Below are 22,476 nucleotides of genomic sequence, written 5' to 3' on the forward strand. Positions count from 1 at the left end.
ACACCCCTGGAGAGGTGGTCGCGAAGCGTTACCACTCGTTTTCTTCCTTGACGACCGGGGCGTGCACCGGCACCGGATAATTTCCTGTAAAACAGGCATTGCAGTAGCCCGCCTCGCTCCGGTTGGCGCTGCGTACGGCTTTCATCAATCCCTCCACGGACAGGTAGGCCAGCGAATCGACGCCGAGCCATTTCGCGCGCTCCTCGTCGGAGCCGAACTCGTGTGCAAACAATTCGCCGTGGCTGGGAAAATCCATGCCATAGTAGCAGGGGTTGATCACAGGAGGCGCCGCCACCCGGAAATGCACTTCTCGTGCGCCGGCCTCACGGATCATGTTGACAATATACCGGGCCGTTGTGCCGCGCACGATGGAATCGTCCACAATGACGACGATGCGATCCTTAAGTACGCCCTCCACCGTGTTGAACTTGCAGCGCACCCGCATTTCGCGCCGGTCCTGTCCGGGGGCAATGAACGTGCGTCCCACATAGTGGTTGCGGATGAGGCCGATCTCGAATTTGCCCGAATAGCCCTGTTTTCGGCATTCGCTTACATACCCGAGCGCACTGGTATTGGATGAGTCGGGCACCGAGATGACGATGGGCTGCCTTTCCCCTTTCTTTGTGGACGGGACCGGCGCCTCGCGCGCCAGTTCTTTGCCGATCTGCCGGCGCACCTTGTCCACCATCTCCCCGTAGATCCGAGAATCCGGACGCGAGAAATACACGTATTCGAAGACGCACTGGCTGATCTCGTTCGACCGGGGCAGATGGAAGCTCTGGAATGACCCCGTTTCGGCTCCTTCCCGGTCGATCACCAGGATCTCCCCGGGTTCCACGTCGCGCACATATTCGGCCCCGATCAGGTCGAAGGCGCAGGTTTCGCTGGCTGCGCACCACGAAGTTTCGTTCAGGCGTCCCAGCGATAACGGACGGAACCCGTTCGGGTCGCGGATGGCGATGAGGCTGTCGTCCGTGAGTATAAGGAGCGAAAAGGCTCCTTCCAGTTGAGAGAGTGCGTCCCTGATCTGGTTGATCTGCTTGCTTCGCCGGCTTTGTGCGATGAGGTGGAGGACCAGTTCCGTGTCGCTGGTTGTCTGGAACAAGGTGCCATGGTCGCTGAAGGACTGGCGCAACTCGCGCGCGTTCGACAGATTGCCGTTGTGCGAAATGGCGAGGTTGCCGCCTTTGTAATGCACAACAAACGGCTGGATGTTCGCCTTGTTGTCCGAGGCGCCCATCGTGGAGTACCGATTGTGTCCGATGGCGGCAGTGCCGAGCAGCTTGGTTTCGAAGAGGGACTGATCGGCGAAAACGTCCAGCACCAGTCCTCGTCCCCGGTGGGCCTGCATGACGCGGCGCTGCTTCGTTTCGTCGTAGGTGGAGGAGACGATTCCTGACGACTCCTGACCGCGGTGCTGGAGAGCGTGCAATCCGTAATACGTATGCCGCGCTGCATCCTCGGCGTTGAATATCCCGAAAATGCCGCAATACTCTCGTATCTGACGCATTCGGCTCCGGTTAATTGATGGGAGGGCCTGTGCCCGGTACAAAGTTAGGCAATTTCCGCGCGGTATACAATGGCTCAGGCCGGATTGTCCGGTGCGTTTGCATCGCTTGCCCGCTTGCCTGAAAGCAGAGCGCGCCGCACGTGTACGCGGCCTATCCGGTTGTTTTCGACCGTTACCACCCGCATGACAAGACCCTCGATTTCCATCGTGTTGCCTTCTTCCGGGATCGTTCCTGTCTCGTGAAAGATCAGTCCCCCGAGCGTTTCGAAGTCGTATGCTTCGGTGTCGAGCGAGGCGTCCAGCAGTTCGTTCACGTCGTCGAGGTCGATGCGCGCATCGAACAGGTACGTAGCATCGTCGAGCCGCTCGTACAGTTGGTCTTCGGTTTCGTCGTGCTCGTCGCGGATTTCTCCTACGATTTCTTCCAGGATATCTTCGAGCGTGACCAACCCTGCCGTACCTCCGTATTCGTCGACGACCACAGCCATATGGGTTTTTTTCGCTTGCAGATCCTTGAGCAGATCGTCCAGCTTCTTGCCCGGAGGTACGAAAATGGCCGGCCGGGCTACTTCCGTCCAGTCGAGAGGCGTATCCCCATTGGCGCCCAGCAGATAGGGTAGCAGGTCCTTGGCGTACACAATGCCCAGTATATTGTCGAGGTGATCGGCGTACAGCGGAATACGCGAATGCCCCGTGTTGCGGATCAGTTTGAGGGCTTCCCCGATGCCGGAGGTCACCGGAAGCGCCACCACATCGAGGCGGCTCACCATGATTTCCCGCACGGACGTTTCCCCGAACTCCACGATCGAGTAAATGAGTTCTTTTTCCTCTTCTTCAAGGGTGCCGTGCGCCTCTCCCACATCGGCGAGCGTTTTCAGATCCTCCGGAGAGATGCGCGTTCCTTCGGTTTCAAGGCGCTCCCGCATGAATCGTGTGGAGCGGGCCAGGAAGCCGGACAGGGGATACAGGATGCGATGCAGTGCCGCCAGCGGTCCGGAAACCGCCCGGCTGAAGGCCCCGGCATGGCGAACCGCGAGCAATTTCGGCGTGATTTCGCTCATGACGAGGATGATGAAGGTCAGCACCACGACTTCCAGAACGACCGTGACGGCGTAACTCCAGCCCATTGCCGTTGCGATCCTGGCGGTCAACAGGGCGGCTACGATGGCGGCGGCCACGTTCGCTCCCGTGTTCAGGATCAGAATCGTGATGAGCAGCCGCCGGGGGCGTTCAAGAAGTTTCAGCACCCGCCTCGATGCGCGGTCGCCCGCTTCCGCAAGCGATGCTTTCGCCGAGCCGGTGAGCGAAAAAAGCGCTACCTCCGAGCCGGAGAAGATCGCTGACATCAGGAGGAGTACAAGCAGCGCGATTATGCAGGCGGCCACGAATGTCCCGCTCAGCAATACAGGCGCGTTCTGCAGGAGAATGAATAACGAAGCAGTGTCAGGGTCCAACGGAGGGGCGGCAAGTTCCTGATGACAGATGGAAAAGTAGGGATTTGCGCATACATTCGCGCAGGAATAACGGGTGCGGAGGCGTGAGGCAGGTCATGCGGGAGCAAGCGGGGGCGGTCGGTTATTCGTACAGGTCGTCGAGATCGGCGTCCGCCAGTTCCTTCAGGAACGCCGCGATTTTCGTGGTCACATCGTCAAAGAATCGAGCGCCCTTGTCCGGAGTGGCCCGCGAAGGGTCTCCAACCCCGGTACTGTCGGTTACCTTCGACCACTGTCGTTCGGCCCAGACCCATTTTTCCCGTAACCCCTCGATGTTGAACCGCCGCTCTGCACCGTCGCCGGCTTCTTCGAGCGGAAGCACCAGTTCAGGGCAAAGGTACATTATAAGGCTTGTTTCCATTTCACCGGCATGATCCACCGGCATTTCGAAATACTCCGCAAGGTTCATAATCCGGAACCAGTGCATTTCACACAGAAACATCTCTGGATGCGCGGCGCCGATTTCCCGGAGCATTTGTCGAAAATCGTTGCCTCCGTGGCCGTTGAGTATAAGCAGTTTCCGGATTTCGGTGCGCGATACCGCATCGACAACATCCCCGAGAATGGCGGCCTGCGTACTCGGGTAGAGGTTCATATCGAGCTTTATGTCCAGTTGCCCGGTATTGACGCCGAAAGGAATCGTGGGCAGGACAATGATGTTGGCGCCGGTTTCCCATGCCTTGCGCGCTGCCTCGGCGGCGATATGATCGCATTCGACCACATCGGTGGAGTAGGGCAGGTGATAATTGTGCGCTTCCGTTGCGCCCCAGGGCAGGACCGCCACATCGTATGTGGTTTGCCGAACGGACTTCCAGTTTGTTTCGGCAAGGATGTACGGGCGAATGGACATAAGGGCAAGGCGGTTCGTCGGAGAAGAATATAAGCGTCTTTGGATAACGCTTTTCACTGCCCGCTATGCCGTTGGCCGGGATCGTACACGGGTTTCCCCATGGGGCGCGTGCGGAGCGTGCCGTCGTGCAGCGCCTGAACCCGCTCGCGGGCGATCGCCACGTATTCGGGCACGATGTCGCAACCGTATGCTTTTCTGCCGTGCATCAGGGCTGCGATGATCGACGATCCAACGCCCATATACGGATCGAAAACCGCATCGCCCGGATCGGTCATGGACAGTACGAGCCGCTCCACCAGTTCAACGGGAAACTGGCAGGGGTGGATCGTTTTTTCCACGTGATTGCTCTTGACGTTGGGGAATAGCCACACATCGCTGGGATTTTTACCATTCGGGTTGCCCGAAAGCCGCCCGATGTTCGGTCCCTTGAAATGCCGCTTGTTCGGATATTTGGCCGGAATGCGTACCGGGTCCAGGTGAAACGTATAATCGTTGCTCCGGGTCCACCAGTTGATCGTTTCGTAGCGCCCGGAGAACCGCTTCGAGCAATGCAGGCCATGCCCGAAGTGCCACACGATGCGGTTCCGCATCTTCAGATCATGCTTGCGGAAGAGGGGGTACAGCACGGTATCGAGCGGGATAATTTCTCCCTGCTCCACATAGTTTCCGACCTGCCAGCACAGGGAGCCCGAGGGGTGCAGGAGCCGCACGCACTCGGAAATGACGCGATCCTGCCGGTGCAGGTACTCTTTCAGGGGCGCCCGTTTTTCGTAGGATTTTCCGAGATTGTAGGGAGGGGACGTGACGATCAGTTTCATCTGCTCGTCGTCGAGTTCCCGCATGAATGCAAGGTTATCCTTGCATTCCATGACCGGTGTGTCCTGCCCGTTCACCCGCATCCGCACGTTTCGTATCAGGTGGACGTTTCTCCGCGCAGCCACGGAACCAGCGCCTTGTTCGGGTCGGCGATCTCCTCCATGGAAGTGTACCACCAGCGTTCCCATCCCCGGGCCGGAAGCCCTGCGAAGAGCATCAGGTTGAGCGGATAGGTTTCGCTGTCCGTACAGCGCCGGAAGTCGTCCCGGAACAGAAACGTCGGTTTGCCCCAGGCAATGGCCAGACCCAATTCCACCATGACGCCTTCATCCGGGGGGCATCCGTTTACCACAGCGAATATCCCGTCGGCTTCGCGCACGTCCCGCACATCGGCCTGTCCTACCTCGTAGGCCCAGCCTTCCTTGCTGAAGTCGATCTGATTGTTGCGTTCGAAGGGCTCCCACACTTCCGCACCGGCTTCGTTCAGCGCGGCCGCGAGATCAGCCAGCGGTCCGGCCTTTTGCTGCGCCGAGAATCCGTAGGGGTTGGCGAGATACAGCGTCTTGCGGGCGCGTTCCGGCATGGATCAGAACGGGAGATCGTCGTCCGGTTCGAACCCTGCCGTATCCTCGACGGGGGCTTTGCTTGCGGCCGCCGCATTCCGGGATCGATTCGCTCCCCCTCCGGAAAAACCGCCTCCCGACCCGTTCTCGCCCCGCGAGTCGAGCATCATCATTTCGCGGGCGCGGACTTCCGTCGTATAGCGTGTGTTACCGTCACGGTCTTCCCAGGAGCGCGTCTGCAATTGCCCCTCGAAATACACTTTGGATCCTTTTCGCAGGTATTCGCCGCAGATTTCCGCAAGACGGGCCCAGGCTACGATGTTGTGCCATTCGGTCCGCTCGACCATTTCGCCGTTTGCGTCCTTGTAGCGCTCGGTGGTTGCCAGCCGCATGTTGCATACCGGCGTCCCGTTTCCGGTGTAGCGCATTTCCGGGTCCTGCCCCAGATTTCCAATCAGAATGACTTTGTTGATGGCATATGCCATAAGACTACCTCTGTATGTATAGTGAGTACGATGCCGGCGACGACACAGTGGTTGCAGGCTCGTGCTTATAGACCCGCGCTGTCCTTAAACATAACCCCCGAAACGAATTTTATAAGGATACTCTGCTCGGGCAAGGGCATCCCGAACCTCTACGTTACGCACAAGGTCGGAGATCATGGCGATTAGTTACGCACATTTTTTGGACACGTAGCGTTTCAGGCTGTGGATAAAAGCCTTGGCCCTCCGCGCCCGGTGTACATTTTGTGAAAAACCGGGTAATTGTCCACATCGTGTACGCCTGTCCCCAGCCCGCCCAAGGGTGCGTTCTGTCCGCGGCGCACCGAATCCGCTGATTTTAACGATGCAATCATGACGTCATTTACGCACGAACGCGGAGCGCTGAGGGAAGGGGTCTTGATCAGAGTATCCTGTAGCATCTGCATCCTTTGCACACGCCGATCCGTATAATCGGGAGTATCCTTGTCCCGGTAATAATATATGTACAAAGAACATATGCCCTCGGTTCCCGCGAAAAAAGTCTCCACGAAAAAAAACGCATACGACCACATCGTTGACCCTGCGTTTACGCCGGACGAGGAAGAGCAGGCGGCGTATGCCACATTTTCCGCGATTGTCCGGCAACTGCGGCGGGATTGCCCCTGGGATCGGGAGCAGACCCATGAATCCGTAAAGCACCTGCTGATCGAGGAGGCCTACGAGACCGTTTCGGCGATCGACGAAGGAGACCTGGACGGGTTGTGCGAGGAACTGGGCGACCTGCTGCTGCATGTGGCGTTTCATGGCGTGATTGCCGAGGGAGACGAGCGGTTTTCGATCACGGACATTATCCGCAAGGAAACCGCGAAGCTGGTGAAGCGCCACCCGCATGTGTTCGAGGATACGCAGGTGAAAGATTCGGGATCGGTGATGCGTAATTGGGAACGGATCAAGTTGGCGGAGGGGGCAAAGAAATCGGCGCTGGAGGGGGTGCCCCGGCAACTCCCCGCCCTCCTCAGGGCGCATCGCATCCAGCAAAAAGCCTCCGGCGTGGGGTTCGATTTTCCGGAGCGGGCGGATGCCTGGAAGAAAGTCGTCGAGGAGATCCGGGAATTTGCGGAGGTGGACGCCCCGGGCGTTTCACCCGAAGAAAGGGAGCGCGAGTTCGGCGATGTGCTCTTTGCCCTGGTGAATTATGCGCGGATGAGCGGCCTCAATGCAGAAAACGCGCTCTCCCGTACGAACGATATGTTCGTACGGCGCTTCAGGCATATCGAGGAGCGGCTGGCGGCGTCGGGCCGGACCCCTGCCGAAGCTGACCTGACGGAAATGGATGCCTTCTGGGAGGAGGCGAAGGGACTGGATGCGTAAGACGGCAGCGGCTCGGCTTGACCGTCCTTGTAGCCGACCCGGGCATTTGGCGGCGGAAATCCGATCAACCTGTTATTCCACAAGCCGCTTCAATTCCTGCACGCGCCGGATGATGGCTGCCCGTTCCATCTTTTGATATTTTTCGGGCAGCAGGGCTCTGCTTGTACATTCCAGTACCGCTACCAGCGTTTGCAACTCCACTTCCTCAGGGTAGGCGGGCGGGATGAAATCGCGTACGGCTTCTTCGAGAATCTTTTTTGTAATGGGGTATACGCCCGTCGCCATGCTCGGTAGCACGATACCGTCTTCTGTCCGTTGCACGCCCGCCCGGAACTTTGCCCGCGTAAACAGCGCCTCCATGTCTGCTCCGCTGAACGGGCGGTCACTGTCAAGCAGTACATCCGGTATGTCGCGCATGTCCAGCCGGGCGCCGGTCCGCTGCATGGTGACACGGAGCAGTTCTTCTCGTTCTTCTTTCTCTTCCGGGTAGAAAAGAGCGATGTGTTCTTCGGCGCGTCCCTGTCGTTTCAGGTCGATGGGCATCAGGTCCGGGCGTGCCGTGACGAGGAAGAAGAGAATGCGCCCCCGGTGCGACGGGTTGCTCATGAAGGTGGCGATCTGCCCGAATACCCGGCTGGAAACGCCCGAGTCGCCCTGGGCGTCGCGGTTGCCGAGCGCCGTGTCCGCCTCGTCGATCATTACCGCCACCGGCGTCATGGCCTCGAGCAGATGGAGAATCTTTTCGAGATTGCCTTCCGTGACGCCCTGCCACTGCGAGCGGAAGTTTTTCAGCGTGACCATCGGGATGCCTATCTCGCCCGCAAAGCAGGTGATCAGGAAGGTTTTGCCCGTTCCCACGGGACCGCTGACCAGATACCCCATAGGCAGCACATCCGGGCGGGCGGCCCGCAACGCGTCGGCAGCCTGCCGGAGATGCGCCTTCGCTTCCCGGTGCCCCGCCACCATGTCGAGCGTGAGTTCGGTTTCCACGAATTCCAGCATACCGTATGCTTCCGCTTCGATGAACTCCTTTTTCATGCTGGAAAGCGCCTCGAACGTCAGCAGGGTGCGGTTTTCGAGCACGTCGGCAAGAATCGTGCGGAGTTGGATATAGCCCAGTCCGGCGGTATGGTGGGCTACGGCTTCCGGGGAGACCTCCGAATGTTGCGCAAAGATATTTGCCCGGTCGAGGAGAGACCAGCGCACGAAGGCGTGCCGGGCTTCTTCGTCCGGCATGGGAATCCGTATTTCCGCCGTGTACGGACTTTGCACGAGTTGCCGGTTCAGGTCCGTGAGGTTTTCCGCAATGAGGCAGAGGGTGAAGTCGCCTTCAAGGAAGAGGGGGTCGTGCGCCCATTTCTGGAGAAACACGAGCGCGTTCCGATCTTCGGCGGAATACATGGAAGCCTCGGCCATCGGAACGATGGTTTCCGCAAAATCCACGATACAGGCAATGCGCAGGCCGTCGGCAAGGCGGGTGCGAAAATAATTTTCCAGCACGGAAAACACGCGGACCGGGTCTCTTGGGAGGGCGCGCGCATAATCGGTGCCGAAAATGGCGTCGTACCCCGAAACGGCCCGGTGGAAGTCTTTTCGCGATGCGGCGTCGGCAAAGTGGATGCCAGCGGAACGGTCGTAAAAAATGACCACGTCCCGCGCTGCAAACAGGTCGTTTATCAGAAATTCCCGAAGCGGGGCGTATCCGGGCTTTCCTTCTTCGGTTTCTCCCGGGACGAGATCGCGGACATTGCCGTACAGGATGAACTGCGTGAGCGTCTTCGTGAGGTACTTGCGCGCAAGATCACGGGCCCAGGATGGATATCGGGACCAGGTGTCGGGCAGGGAAGCCTGGTCCGTTCCGGCGGGTGTTTCGATTGGGGGAGCGTCGTTGCGCAGCATTCCTTCCGGCGACGAATGCTCCGTCGCCTCCCCGGATTCGGGGGTCTGCCGTTCCACCGGAGAAGGCGTGTGGCTTTGATCGGTCATGGTCTCGCGTCCGGGCCTGTGTACCTTTGGAGGCGCCTTCGGACAGGGCTTGGAAAACGGGCGCGACTTTGCCGGAACTCACCGTATCCGTACAAGCGAATGCGTTTGGTCGTAGGCCGTGCCGGAAAAACCTTCTATCCGTAAACGATAAAAGTACGTACCCGACGGGAGTCGGGTTGCATCGAAGGGAATATGATGCCACCCTTCGCTCTCGGCAGCTCCTTCGGCGAGATTCGCCACGCTGCGTCCAAGCGCATCGAACACGGTCAGGTGGACGATGCCGTCCCGGGGCAGATAATACCGGATGGTCGAGGTGTGGAAAAACGGTTCCGGATAGTTCTCGGTGAGCACATGGCGTTCCGGGCGTTCGAGCGTTGCGGCGACCGTAGCCAGCAACTGTTCCCGTCCGCTTGCCGAGCGGCCATAGAGCCGGTACGATATCTGCCCCGACCAGGTCGCGCCCCCATCCGTGAAATCGCCTGGATGCAACTGGTCCCCCTCGAAAATAACCACGGAAGCAGGACCTTCCACACGCTCTATGCGATAGCCGGCGATGTTGCCGGCATCGAGAAATTCCCAGGACAGATGCACCACGCCGTCTTCATCACTCCGGACGGCAAGCGCGGCGCGGCCGAGCGGGGCATTGCCCGTTACGAGCAGGGTGCGGATGCGCTCGACCAGATCATCGAAGATGGCAAGATTGTTTTCCCCCGGGCAACTCGTAGCCGCGCCGGGAAACTGGCCGTGTCCGCGCAGGTTGTCCGGCGAAACCCCGTAACTTTCGGAAAGAAACGAAAAGGTGACGGCCAGCGAATCGAAGGTGGGCGGCGCCAGCGTGTCTATACACCGGGCGATATAGGGGGGATGATAGCACCCCAGCATACACACCCCGATATTTCCGGTGTTGTGGCCGCCCACATGTGCGCCCATCGCCAGGGGGGGCACGGAATCGAGCGAGGCGTCACCCCGTAAAAAGGGCCGACCCTGGTAGAGCCGGCCGCTTTGGTCCAGTACGAAATGGTATCCGATGTCGCTCCATCCCCGGATATTCTGGTGCAGGTTCTGGATGGCTTTCAGTTGCTCCAGTCCCTCTTCGTGCGTGGTAGCCCAGAAACCGGCGGCATGGTGGAAGGCCATGTTCCGGTAATTGGGGCGGGCCAGCGCCACGGGATTGCCCCGGAAGGGATCGGCGTTCCATGCCTTTCTGTCGTACATGAAGGGCGGGAGGATGATGCCCGATTTCTGCAGACGGACTTCGCCGGTTTCTTCGGGGGGCGCTTCCCCTTGATCGCCCCGTTCTCCTTCGCGTTTCTCGACGGCTTCCCCCCGGTCCGCATCCTGGCGGTTATCGAAGACGCCCGCAGCGGCGAGGCGAACGGCCGCCCGCGTTTCGAAGCGGATCTCGAACCGGCCCGCCGTAAACACATCATCTCCGTGAAAACCGGCGAAGAACGTATCTCCGGTGGCCGAAAACACGACACGCAGCGCGCGCCAGGGACCGTTTTCGAAGCGCACCCATCCGGTCAGATTTCGGTCTGAAGTAGTGCCCTGTACGACGAAGCCGGTGGCCTCGGCGGGGATGGGTTCGGTGACCCATGCCGGTTCTCCCGTTTTGGAGAGAGGGGACGGCGCCAGCGTTACGGCGTCGGTTCCGAGATCGGCGAACAGGGAAGATGCCTGCTGTGCGGCGGCGGGCACGGAGGCTGCGGTCCATCCCATCCATCCCAGCACGACGGCCATACACAATGACAGTGCACGGCAGCTATCCGCGCGCAGCCGTTTTTTCCGGAGTGTCCTGGCGGGATGCCGCATAAAAGATCGTCTCAAAATCCAAGATCGACCGTGAACCAGTGCGTCTGTTCGAGGCGCCCGAAATCCGCCCAGGCATAATCGATGCGGACGCGGAGCGCCCTGTCGATACGAAGATTCAGACCTCCTCCCATAGTAAGTCCTTGTTCGCTGTCTGCTTCGAACAGGTTACGGTAGCCCGCCCGTAATGCGATCAGGTTCCGGAAGTCGTACTCTGCGCCGAAGTTTACGTATTCGTAGTTGTCGTTCGGGTGGGTTGCGTCGGTGGAAAGCGCGATGGTATGACTCGCGGTCCGTAACGCGTCCCAGGACAGGCCGATCCGAAACAGGAGCGGCAGCGGATGCCGATCCATTAGATATTCGGAATTGACGATCTCCACCACACCGCCCTGATTTGGCGTCGGGTCCGTACTGAACACGATGTCGCGCCCGCTCATTTGCATCTTGGGCCCGAAGTTCGAGAAACTGGCGCCGAGGCGCAGCCGCTCATAGGGCGTCGTGAACAGCGTACCCACATCGAGGGCAATGGACGACGCCGTGCTGTGCCAGATGCGTTCCTGAATGAACTTGAAGCTTCCGCCGATGGAGAAGCGGTCCGTCAGCGATCGCCCGTACGACACCTGGATTGCGTAGTTCTGCACCTTGAAACGTTCCCCGGTGCCCTCCGGCTGTGCAATCGTACGCACGAGCATATCCCCGGAATCAAGATAGATCAACGAAGCGGCCAGCGTGCCCACATTGCCGAGCGATGTGCCGAAAGCAGCGAAGTTGTACGCGATGTCGGCAAGATACCGGGTGTGCGCCAACTGCACGGAGGCGCCGGGCAGCAGCGCGAGGCCCGCCGGATTCCAGTACATTGCCGACAGGTCGTTCGCCTGTGCGACAAACGCGCCGCCCAGCGCAATGGGCCGGGCGCCCACGCCGATTTTCAGAAATTGCGCTGCTGTCGAGCCCGTTTTCGTAATGGTCTCGTTTCGGGGCGCCGAGGCATTCTCCTGCCCCCGCACTTCGAGGGGCAGCATCAGCAGAACAGCTATCGCAGCGAAATATCTCATGTCACTTTATGACGGCGAATTTTCCGATAGCCGATCCCTCCGGAGCATCCACATGGAAGATGTAGAGGCCGTAGGCGATGTTCATGTTGTCGCGGGTGCGCAGGTCCCAGAAGACCTTGCCGTCGTCCACCGCACTGCTGTGTTCGATCGTATCGACCAGTTCCCCGGCGAGCGTGTAGATGCGGATCGTGCATTCTTTCGGCACATTGGCGAAATACAGCCGGCGGTCGCCCCGTTCGGTATTTGCAATCGGGTTTCTGGGTTCGATCTCGTTCGTGGCGACGTAGGGATTGGGCACCACGTAGATATTGTCTAACGCTTCCCTGGCCAGAGCGGGGTCCGATCCGGCGGCCGCCGTGCGGAACGTATAGGTATCTTCGTCGGCGAACGGTTTGTTCGTTCGGATGAAAAACACATCTCCGGCGCCGGGCGGTTCGGCATCGCCTCCTGCCTCCACCGGGAAGCGGACCTGCCAGGTGGCAAGGTCGCGTCCGTCAATGTTTTCCACGAAAATGATGGCTTCATTCAGGTCCCAGACTCCGTTTCGATTGGCGTCCGGCACGAATGCCCGGATCGACTCGTTCGCTTTGGTCAGATTGACGATTTCGAAGGGAAGGTCCAGATTCGTCACAAAGGCCTGCATGACAGTGGCGTCGTCGAACCGTATCTCGTAATCGCTGGGTTGTCCGCGCCGCCCCGGTCCGGCGGAGGCCACCCGTACTTCGAACGGCAACATGGCATTGCCCTGGGTCCACCCTGTCTGTTCGGCGTCGATCTCCAGGACGTGATCCTGTATGAACACATGCAGTCCTTCGAAGACGGGGTTGCCTTCCTCTTTTTGCAGGAGGCCGCTTTGGTAGATGGGTGCATACAGGAACGAGGCGACAAGTCTCTGGAAAGCCTCGATATTCGCATCGGACAGGATTTCGACGGATCCTGCCTCGGGATATAGCACATATTCCGAACCGGCCTCCAGCATGCGCCCGTCCTCCGTGCGCAGCGTGAAGGAATCCGCGACGATATTTTTGTGACCCAGTCCGGAAAACTGTCCCGGCCGTGCGGTCACGGTCACCGTACGCGGGAGTTCGTTGGTTACCGTGTAGACCGTTCTGGCGCCATCCTTGTCGAAGTCGATCCGGTACGGGTTGCCGTCCGCTATAGCCGGCGCATCCACGATCACGATCTCCAGGTCGCCGGTAGCTACGCCCTCCGTATGATCGAGTTGGATGGAAGGCGCCACATACCCCGCTGCCGGCGGACGGGGTACGACGGCCATGGCGTTCACATCGAAGACATACTCGTCCGTCGTGGGGTTGTACGTGATGGTCTTGCTCGTTTCCGTGGGGGGGATGCCGCCGGAGAATCCCTGTACGTCGTTGCCCGCATAGCCCCGGTCGTAGGCGCTGACCGCATAGTAATAGGTCTGTCCGTTGCGTACGTTGTTCGAGTCCACGTAGGTATGAAACAGCCCTGTATCGTCTCCAAGGTCGTAGGCGATGCCGCGATCGGCGAACGGAATGGGCGAAGGCCCGGTAACCCCGTTATCGAGGTCGAACTTTGCCTCGACGCCCCGTTCGTCGGTGAGCGGGCGGAAAAGAAATTTCGTACCGTTTACGTCTGTGATGGTCTGCTGATCGGCAAATTCGTGGTCGGTCGAGCGGTAGATCACATACCCCTCGAAATCCGCCTCTCGCGTGAGCGGATCAATGGTGTCCTCGGACCGCGTTCCCCAGTACAGCGTCACCTTTTTATCCCCGGGTACGGCCTGCACGAGCGGTTTTCGGGGCGGCTTTGCGAACCGGTACCCTACATCGTAAATCTGCTGTACCGTGCGGGCGTTCAGGCGCAGGTCTTCGAGATTTTCGCCTACGAGGAGCGCAATGGAGAAACGCTTCGTTTCACCGGCGCGCAGCGGGAAGTCCCCGGCCCCGTAGATGAATACGTAGTCGCCCGGTTCGGTGGGGATGTCGTCAAAGCGTCCCGGCTCCACAAAGCCCCACACCCGCTGATCGTTGGAAATATTGTTGCCCCCGAATGGGGGGGAAGCGAACGACGTAAGCCCGATCATGTCGCTTTCGTCGATGTCCGTGAATTCGAAGTTCGGTTCGCCCGGCTTGGTGATATCGAACTGGGAGCCCGCGGTGGGCATGCCGTCCCCTTCGCCCTGATCTCCCGTGCCCGGCACGCCGTCAATTCCTACGTCGTCCGTTTCCGGGTCCCAGTCCTCGTCGTTGTCGAGCCCGTCGGTCCATGATTCGTCCAGCATGCCGTCTCCGTCGTTGTCCACGCCGTCCCCCGGAAAGAACGTGCCTCCGGACGCTTCGCACGTGGCGGCATCCGCGCCGCTGCCGTCGATGCATTCGCGGCCTCGTCCGGGGCTTTCGAGGAACTTGTACCCGAAATAGCCCGGCGGCCGCCCGGCCACGTCGGATCGTCCGTCGTCGTCCCAGGCGTAGACCATATTCAGGTCCGTATCGAAGTCGGCAAGGTCGTCGTGCCAGTCACTCGGGCCGCCGACATGCGGATCGCCCCACATGCCGAAGCGGACCCGCTCAAGATTCTTCTCGCTCTTGTTCGTGATTTTGTAGACGAGAAAAATAGCGTCTTCCGCCAGCGGGTTAGACCACTGATAGAGCCGTGTTTCGACCTCCAGCCCAAGGCCTTTGCGGGTCGAATCGCCGGGAAACGGCAGGTACGCGTATTCCCTGTTCGAGTAGTCGTTCATGAAGTACAGGGCTTCCTTGTCCGCATTGGAAGCCCCTTGCTGGAGCGCGCCGGGCCACACGTATTCGGCGAGGTTTACGTTGTACCAGTCTTCCGGCCACGGGTCCGGCTTGCCGTCGAGATCCTTGTCCCGGTCGTCGCTCGTCGGGATCAGTCTCGATTCGGCATTGACCACCTGAATCCCTGCGAAACTGCCCACCGGTTGAGCGCAGGGAATGGGTTGCCAGCCCCAGCGTTCCCTACCGTCCGGGGAGATTTCGCCTCCATTGGATGCGAGGCCGTCGGACACGATATGCATCACATACACTGTATCACCCGCCGCATCCAGAACGATCCGGCCGTTCTCGTCGCGTTTCGGCACGCTTTGCGGGTCTTCCCGGTTCGGATCGACGATCTCGGCGCCCACGAACGGTCCGAACTCGTACCCGTAGCCCAACCCGTTCCACACGATATCGGTAATTGTATTGCCCGGCGAGGAGATCGACCCGAAGTTGGTGATCTGGGTCGTGATCTTGTTGCCGTTCATGATGGCGTCACGCCGGTTCGTAAAGTCCGGGCATACGTTGTTTGCCGCCGGAGAGCCCGATACCGAGAGCCGCTCCAGCCACCGGCCGACTTCCCGGTACGACCAGTCCCGTGAACGGCTCTCTACCTGCTGTGCCCGGGCGCTATGCGCTGCGGGGAGCAGAAGAAAGCCGGCGGTCAGGCAGCCAAGGAAGAGCGTGCGAAAGGGCATGTCGGTGGCGTTTGCTTGCGCGGGAGTGCGGTTCGTGTGCTCAGAAGGCGATGGTTACGCCGACGCGAATTTCGCGCGGGGCCGAGAAATATTGAGGCCGGGTTTCCCAGTCGTCGAGGGTGGGTACGCCGGGCAGGCCGTAGCCGGGGCGCCATGTGGCGTGCCGGTTCAGTTCCTCGCTCAACGAATAGGAGGCGCGCCCCGTGTCGTTGAACACGAACACCTCGTTGCGTATGTCCAGCACATTAAAAATCTTGGCGAAGGCGCGCAGGTCGAGACGTCCTACGGTAAACGTCTTGAAAATCCGGGCATCCAGTTTTAATTGCGTCGGTTTGCGACCGCTGCGCGGCAAATCGTCGATGTTCGCGTCGATGATCAGTGGCGTATACGGATATCCCGTGGCGAATCGTCCGATGAACGAGATACCCCAACTGGCGGGCCGCGAAACGGTCACGACCGATGAAATGATGTGGCGCTGGTCGAAGTCCGTCGGAATGATTTCCAGTTCCGTTTCCCGTCCGGACAGAAAATTGAAGAAGGCCGCATTCGGGTTGTCGTTGTCTCCCTCGGCGATCTGGTAGGTATAGTCGAGATTCGCCGACAGCAGGCCGTTGCGCGAGCGCCGTTTCGTGAGCGCGAACGTCACGCCTTTCACGTTCACGTAATTCTGGTTCGTGTAGATGCCGTATACGTCTTCACCCGGGATGGTGCTGTATCGGATCGTACGCCGCGTCAGATAATCGCGGATATCCTTGAAATAGCCTGTCAGGTCGAAAGCCAGCGTTTCGGTGAGCTGCTGTTGCAGGCCGATCTCATATTGCACCGTGCGCTCCGGGCGCAGGTTCGCATTCCCGAAGGTCGGTACGCTGCCCACCGGAAATTCGAATTCCGGGTTGATGTACATATTGCGCAGCCTTGGCATCTGGGCAAAATGTCCGTAGGAAAAATGGATGATGCCGCGCGCCGTAATGGGGAACGATACGCCGATGCGCGGCAGCACCATCGTTTTGGGGCTGGCGTCTTCGGGTTCGTTCTGCGGATCGAGCAGGTCGGGTATGTATCGCCCGTTAGGGATAAAATGCTCGGCGCGGATCCCTGCATTGACGATGAAGTCGGTGAATTCCAGTTTGTCCTGGATGTAGGCGGCAAGATGCGTAGCGTTCTGCTCCGCGCAGTCGTAGCCCTCGTACGCTCCCTCGACACTCAGGAATTCCGTGCAGCCGTACTTGTCCCGTGATGGGTTATCGATGTCCACTACCGTGGGTCTGCGGTAGCGGTTGCCGTCGTACAGGACCACGAAATTCTCCCGGTCGAGTGTGTGTAATTCCACGTCCAGGCCTGCCATGGCCTCGTGCACCAGGCCGAACTGGCGGGTGAAGTCGAGCTTCGCGCGCAGCGACGCCGCATCCTCGTAGATATGGGATTTTTCGTTTCCGGCGAACAGGAAGTTGGTTCCCGGAAAACCGATCATGTTTCCCTGGCCAATGCCGTCGCGATCCACGACGTAGCGGGTATCCAGCGGATCCTCGTACAGATACTGCCGGAACCGGTTTTTTGCGTACGAGAACCGGGCTGTGTAAAAGGACCGGTCGTTGAGCGTGTGCGTCCAGTGGAGGGCATGATTCCAGCTATGATCCCTGTAGGGCGAGTTGCCGTCGGGATTATACCGGTAGCTGAAATCGAAAGGCGTTTGCCGCACGCCGTCGCGCAGGTGGCTGTATTCGATCTTGGTGCCCCGGAAGGGCCGGAAGGTGATCTTTCCGAGGATGTTGAAACTCTCTCGCGGGTTCAGGGAGACAAGCTCGTTCGGCAGGGCCTGTGTGGTATCCGCTGCGTATTTCCACCACGGGCGTCCGTGCATTTCGTAGTACCAGTTGGGGCCGTCGTAGTCCGGAAGATATTCCTGGATCATGGCCAGACGGTCGAGGTCCGCATTGAAATTCGCCGAGTCGGAGGGGAGGAAGCGGCGCCATCCGTAGATATGGCCCCGGTCCACATCCCGGCGTCCGGAAACGAAGAACCGCAGCCTGTCTGAAAAAAGCGGCCCGCTCAGCGAGCCTTCCAGCACGTATACGTTCAGGTCCTGCCCATCGGGCGTGCCGTAGGCTGCCTTGTCGCCTGTGAACGTATCGCCGCCGTAGACGCTGACGGACCCTTCGAAGGAATCGCCGCCTTCCTTCGTGACGAGGTTTACGATCCCCGACATGGCTTTTCCGTACTCGGCGTTGAAGGCGCCCGAGATCACGGTCATTTCCTGGATGGCGTCGGCTGCTACCTCGGTGGCGAGGCCGTTCGTGTTGAAGGGATTCCCCACCGACATGCCGTCGACGAGATAGGCGATCTCGTTGGAGCGTCCTCCCCGAATGTGGAAGGCGCCGCCGGGTCCCTGCGTGACGCCCGCCTGGGTAGCGAGGACGCCGAAGAAACCTTCTACGGGCAACAGTTCGATTTCCTCGGCGATGGTCGTTTTTCGTGAGGACGTCAGGTCCTTGCGAATGAGGGGGCGGTCGGCGACGACAACGATCTCCTCGCCCTCGATGGTCTCTTCCGCCATCTCGATGTCGATACGCGTGGTGTAGTCCGAGGAAACCTGCACTTCCTGGACCACCTGCCGCGCAAACCCGATGTAGGTAAAGGCCAGCGTATATTCGCCGGGGCGCACGTTCAGAATGACGTAGTGGCCATTGGCGTCCGTGGTGGCGCCTTGCGTCGTACCCTCGATGACGGCGTTCACGCCGATGAGCGGCTCGCCGTTTCCGGCGTCGGTCACCTGCCCGGCGATTTTTCCCTGTCCGTATGCAGGAGACGTCGCGCCGAGTCCTGCGAGAAGTAACGCTACACAGAGAAAGGGGAAGCCGATCGTCTTGCGCATGTTTCCGGCGTAGGGAGGAAGGGAGCGCCGGGCCTGCCGAACAGGTTCGGAAGGCCCCGATGCAGGAAGGGTTACTTGAGGAGGATCATGGCCTTGACGTCGCGGCGTCCGAGATATTCCAGGCTATAGAAGTACGTGCCGCTGGCCAGGGTTTGGCCTCCGTCGCCTGTCCCGTCCCAGATTATTTCATAGGTACCCGGGGCGTGCGATTGTCCGTGGACCAGCGTTTTGACGATGCGTCCGGTAATGTCGTATACGCGCACGGTTACATTCGTTTCGGACGGGATCGAGTATCCGATGGTCGTGCTCGGGTTGAACGGATTCGGATAGTTCTCGTGTAGCTCGAAGCCGGTGGGAAGGGTGTTTGGATCCTCTTCCACGGAGACGACGAAACTCTCATCGAATTCGTAGATGCGTACAAAAGCGCGCACAGGGGCCGGTACGGTTTCCCGCACGGTGCGCTCGAATACGTTCGAGTTGACGTTAAACACCTCGTCGATTACCTGCAGGCTGTCGTCTATGCCCTGGAAGGAAAGGGCGACCTCGTGGAAACCGTCGCCGTCCGCATCTCCGAGGAAGACCACGCCGGACGGGAAGACGGGGTCTTCTGCGTCGGATCCCGTGCGTCCTTGTTTCGAGCGCGCTACCTCATAGTAACTGCTCATTGTGCCCAGCGAATCACGGTGGACACGGTTGAAGCCCGTCGAGTCGATAGGGGTGCTTGTGTCGATCAGATGCAACGTATAACTGGCGGAACTGGTCGGGTCGCCGCCATTGTATGCCGCAAAATGCAGAAAATTGGACGGCTCGTTTTGCATGAAACTGGCCGCGGTGTACCCGGAGCCGCCCGCCAGCACATCCATGTTGCCATCCTTATTCAGATCGCCGAGGGCTATGCCTCCCCATCCGATATCTGTGATGACATCAAGGAATAATTCATTTTCTGTAATCGAAAGTACGCTCTGGTCGTTGTCATAGTCGATTACCGAGATGCCCCCGGTGGGCCACCTGGTATAAAAGGCCTCATCGTTGCCGTCACCGTCAATATCGCCCATTACTCCCCCAAAAAGAGCTGCATGGTCGCCGATTCCGGCGGTTGCCTGCAGAAAAGGATTGGGCGTAGAGGCGTCCGGCAGGACCACCGTATCCGGTCCGGTTACCGTGCCGTTAAAGAAGTTGTAGTTGTTCCATGGGTGGTACGAGATATCCATCATACCGTCACCGTTCATGTCACCCGCAAGTATGGCGTTGGGACTCCCGCCTCCCAGCAGATTCGCCTCGTCGCGGGCGTTCACTCTCGATTCGATGTTCCAGGTCACAAAGGTGTTTTCGGCCTGTCCCGTTTCAATATCTCCTGTGAGGGACAGCACATAGAACACGTCATGGGTGTTTGGTCCGTTTGCCGGGATAAGCAGTTCCTGCCGGTCGTCGTTGTCGATGTCGAGAGCCGTCATGTTCTCGGCGCGCGCATTGGCCGATGAAAGGCCGTCGAGTTCATAGAAATTGCCTATGGCTGCCGGGAAATCGCCGTAATGATCCGAGCCTTGTCCATCGTATTCCCACACATATGCCCCCACGGTCAGCACAGCGTTGTCGCTGCTATAATCCGATCCGGCCACATAGACGATTTCTCCCCGTCCGTCTCCGTCCAGATCTGCGCCCGTAGCGTATCGCGCATTCCGATCAAAGTTCGTGGAGTCGAGGAGGGCAGTCGAGTAAACGTGCTCCCAGGAATCCATCCCCTGATTTTCGATGACATGAATCCGGCCTCCGGCAGTGTGTTGGGCTACCAGAATTTCGATCTTGCCGTCTCCGTCCAGGTCGAACGGTCCGGAAAGCCCGCGGGCGCCGTTCTGAACACCCGGGGCAAAGGGATCCGAAAAGGCGCTGCCTTCCGGTGAAAAGTAGTATTCGAGGTTTTGCGCCGAGGCTGCCCCGGCGCCAGTAACGAGCAGGACGAGAAGGGAAAGGAATGAAAAGAAAGCAGTAGCGAATTTCATGCGGCTCTATGGATCGGAGATGGGGTGGTGAACGAGCGTAGCATTTACAAACGCAATAAGGTAGCGAGAGACGCCCATGTTTTCAAGATGTTACCTTCGGGTGGGTTCCACTTCCACGGATCGGTGGAGTAGAAAGGGTGCGGAAATTCCGGAAAGGAAGTGAACGTATTGTCGCGGCAAGGGCTGCCACCCTGGTCACCTCTCCCTGATCATTCCCTTCGAGGCCCGGTGTGTTCCGGCATCGAGCACATAGTAGTATGCGCCGGAAGCGACGGAGCGCCCTGCCGCATCCCGGCCGTCCCAACGCAGGGTATGGAGCCCCTCCGGCATCCATTTCCCCTCGGATAGCCCCGCGACTTCTCTGCCCAGCGCATCGTATATGCGCAGGGTTACAGGGGAAGGCTGCCGCAGCGAAAACCGGATTTCCACCGTTTCCCGGAACGGATTCGGGTAACTCTGGAAGAGGGCGAACGCTTCTGGCTTTTCGGTTTCCACCCCGGTCGGGTCGGAGTCAAGGGATACCACATTGCTTGCCGCGCTTTCGATGGAATTTGCGCTGACCGACGTCACGAAATAATGCAGAGTATCCGCACCGGCAAGCATTTCGGGACGATCCGTGAAGGACGTTTCCCCTGTCACGGCAATCAGGTTGTTCGGGTCGTCGATCGCAAAGGCGGTGGGCGGGGGCGCAGGAGAACGTACCCGGTACACCGCGTAGCGCCGCACGTCGGGCATGGAAGATGCGGGCGCCGTCCAGGAAAGCACTACTTCGTCTGCGCCGGTTCTCGCGGATGTCAGCGTACCGGGCGCATCGGGCGCGGACATATCTTTCCAATCCATGGGCGGTGTGAGCGCCGGGGTATAGTATAGATTCGTACGCAGCGTGTCCGCAAAACCCCTGGACGAAAAGACGCTGATGTTTTTCGCCCGGAAGAACACGCTTCCCTGAATGTCGTCGCGGGCGCGATTAAAGCGGACTTGCCGGGGCACCTCGCTGGTCGAAAACAAATTGCCGCTGAAGGTGGCCCTGTCAGCCCGGTACAGGCCGTGGCCGGTGTACAGATGACGATTCGTTTCCCGGGTGCGGGCGGCCCACCAGGGCGCCAGTTTGGCGTAATCCTGTCCGCCCCCGAATGCCCAGTAGAGTTGCGGGACGATATAGTCCACCGTTCCGGCTTCCAGCCAGGCCGTTGCATCGCCGAAGATCACGTTATACGCGTCCAGCCCTACGATGCCCGACGGAACCCCGTTTTTCCAGATGCCGAAGGGGCTGATGCCGAATTTTACGGACGGACGGATCGCGTTCACGCTGTCCGCTACCTGGGCCACAAAAAGATCTATGTTATCGCGTCTCCAGGCGCCGATACTGGTAAATCCTCTCGGGTCGTTGTTGAAGGTTTCCCGGTCCTCCGACCTGATCTGGTTGGGCGGATACGGGTAGAAATAATCGTCGAAGTGGACCCCGTCGATGTCGTAGCGCCGGACCACATCCGCAATGATGGTGGCAATGCGGTCACGCACCTCCTGCAATCCCGGGTTTGCCACTGTCAGCCTCCCGATTGTAAGCGTCCATTCGGGATGTTGCACCGAGATGTGCGAGGCATGGTTTGTATATCCCGAACCGCGCACGGCCCGATAGGGATTGAACCAGGCATGCAGTTCCATGCCGCGTTTGTGCGCTTCCTCTACGGCGAAGGTCAGGGGATCGTAGAAAGGATTGGGAGGGACGCCTTGCCTGCCCGTAAGCCAGTAGGACCATGGCTCATAGGGCGACTCGTACATGGCGTCGGACTCCGACCGCACCTGAAAAAAGACGGCGTTGATGCCTGCTTCCTTCAGTTTGTCCAGCATGGTAGTGAGTTGCGCTTTCTGTTGATTACTTATAGAGGTGCCGCGCGAACCTGGCCAGTCGAGATTGATGACCGTAGCGATCCATGCCCCCCGGAACTCGTGCTTTGGAGCCGGTTGGGCGGATGCGGGCTGCACGAACACGCCGGTGAGCGCAAGGAGGAATGCCGCCGCGACGCAGGAAATATGTTTTCGGGAAAGCATGGCGTGCGTGCCGGATTGTTTGGGCGGGCAGTGCGCGAAAAATATCAAAAAATATCCGGCGGCGCTTCTTTATTCATGCCCCATGGCGGCACGTTTATTCGAAAAATTAATGGACGAAATGGAATGATTCAGGCGGGGTTGTATATCTCGTTAACGC

14 protein-coding genes are annotated in these 22,476 nt (G+C 59.4%); 1 reads left to right on the forward strand and 13 read right to left on the reverse strand.

Annotation, left to right across the window (positions count from 1 at the left end):
- Nucleotides 1–28: 28 nt before the first annotated feature.
- From F4Y00_01970 to F4Y00_01995, 6 genes are all read right to left on the reverse strand, one after another.
- Nucleotides 29–1,510, reverse strand: coding sequence for an amidophosphoribosyltransferase (locus tag F4Y00_01970; GenBank protein ID MYE03730.1), 1,482 nt, complete (start codon nt 1,508–1,510; stop codon nt 29–31).
- A 74-nt stretch (nt 1,511–1,584) separates the two neighbouring features.
- Entirely contained in the window at nt 1,585–2,856 is a 1,272-nt protein-coding gene (locus F4Y00_01975) for an HlyC/CorC family transporter (protein MYE03731.1), read from the reverse strand.
- Between the two features lie 229 nt (nt 2,857–3,085).
- On the reverse strand, nt 3,086–3,853 hold the full coding sequence (locus tag F4Y00_01980) for a creatininase family protein (protein MYE03732.1): 768 nt from the start codon (nt 3,851–3,853) through the stop codon (nt 3,086–3,088).
- A gap of 53 nt (nt 3,854–3,906) precedes the next feature.
- Entirely contained in the window at nt 3,907–4,752 is an 846-nt protein-coding gene (locus F4Y00_01985; GenBank protein MYE03733.1) for a site-specific DNA-methyltransferase, read from the reverse strand.
- A 14-nt stretch (nt 4,753–4,766) separates the two neighbouring features.
- The gene (locus tag F4Y00_01990) at nt 4,767–5,252 is read right to left on the reverse strand and encodes a nucleoside 2-deoxyribosyltransferase (GenBank protein MYE03734.1); all 486 of its coding nucleotides are present in this window, start codon (nt 5,250–5,252) and stop codon (nt 4,767–4,769) included.
- A gap of 3 nt (nt 5,253–5,255) precedes the next feature.
- Complete coding sequence (locus tag F4Y00_01995) at nt 5,256–5,717, reverse strand: single-stranded DNA-binding protein (GenBank protein MYE03735.1); 462 nt, start codon at nt 5,715–5,717, stop codon at nt 5,256–5,258.
- 513 nt (nt 5,718–6,230) lie between these two features.
- Here F4Y00_01995 and mazG point away from each other — a divergent pair.
- Nucleotides 6,231–7,085 carry a nucleoside triphosphate pyrophosphohydrolase gene (mazG, locus tag F4Y00_02000; protein ID MYE03736.1) on the forward strand — a complete coding sequence of 285 codons (855 nt, stop codon included), beginning with the start codon at nt 6,231–6,233 and terminating at the stop codon, nt 7,083–7,085.
- A gap of 72 nt (nt 7,086–7,157) precedes the next feature.
- Here the strand turns inward: mazG and F4Y00_02005 are convergent, their stop codons facing one another.
- From F4Y00_02005 to F4Y00_02035, 7 genes are all read right to left on the reverse strand, one after another.
- Nucleotides 7,158–8,984, reverse strand: a complete 1,827-nt coding sequence (locus tag F4Y00_02005; protein ID MYE03737.1) for an AAA family ATPase — start codon at nt 8,982–8,984, stop codon at nt 7,158–7,160.
- 165 nt (nt 8,985–9,149) lie between these two features.
- Entirely contained in the window at nt 9,150–10,883 is a 1,734-nt protein-coding gene (locus F4Y00_02010; GenBank protein ID MYE03738.1) for a hypothetical protein, read from the reverse strand.
- Nucleotides 10,884–10,894: 11 nt separating this feature from the next.
- Nucleotides 10,895–11,935, reverse strand: a complete 1,041-nt coding sequence (locus tag F4Y00_02015) for a UPF0164 family protein (GenBank protein MYE03739.1) — start codon at nt 11,933–11,935, stop codon at nt 10,895–10,897.
- A gap of 1 nt (nt 11,936) precedes the next feature.
- Nucleotides 11,937–15,395, reverse strand: coding sequence for a hypothetical protein (locus F4Y00_02020; protein MYE03740.1), 3,459 nt, complete (start codon nt 15,393–15,395; stop codon nt 11,937–11,939).
- Between the two features lie 40 nt (nt 15,396–15,435).
- Complete coding sequence (locus tag F4Y00_02025; protein ID MYE03741.1) at nt 15,436–18,267, reverse strand: TonB-dependent receptor; 2,832 nt, start codon at nt 18,265–18,267, stop codon at nt 15,436–15,438.
- A 71-nt stretch (nt 18,268–18,338) separates the two neighbouring features.
- Nucleotides 18,339–20,267, reverse strand: coding sequence for a T9SS type A sorting domain-containing protein (locus tag F4Y00_02030; protein MYE03742.1), 1,929 nt, complete (start codon nt 20,265–20,267; stop codon nt 18,339–18,341).
- 195 nt (nt 20,268–20,462) lie between these two features.
- Nucleotides 20,463–22,319, reverse strand: a complete 1,857-nt coding sequence (locus F4Y00_02035) for a family 10 glycosylhydrolase (GenBank protein MYE03743.1) — start codon at nt 22,317–22,319, stop codon at nt 20,463–20,465.
- Between the last annotated feature and the right edge of the window lie 157 nt (nt 22,320–22,476).

The sequence above is a fragment of the Bacteroidetes bacterium SB0662_bin_6 genome (assembly GCA_009839485.1).
GTDB lineage: Bacteria > Bacteroidota > Rhodothermia > Rhodothermales > VXPQ01 > VXPQ01.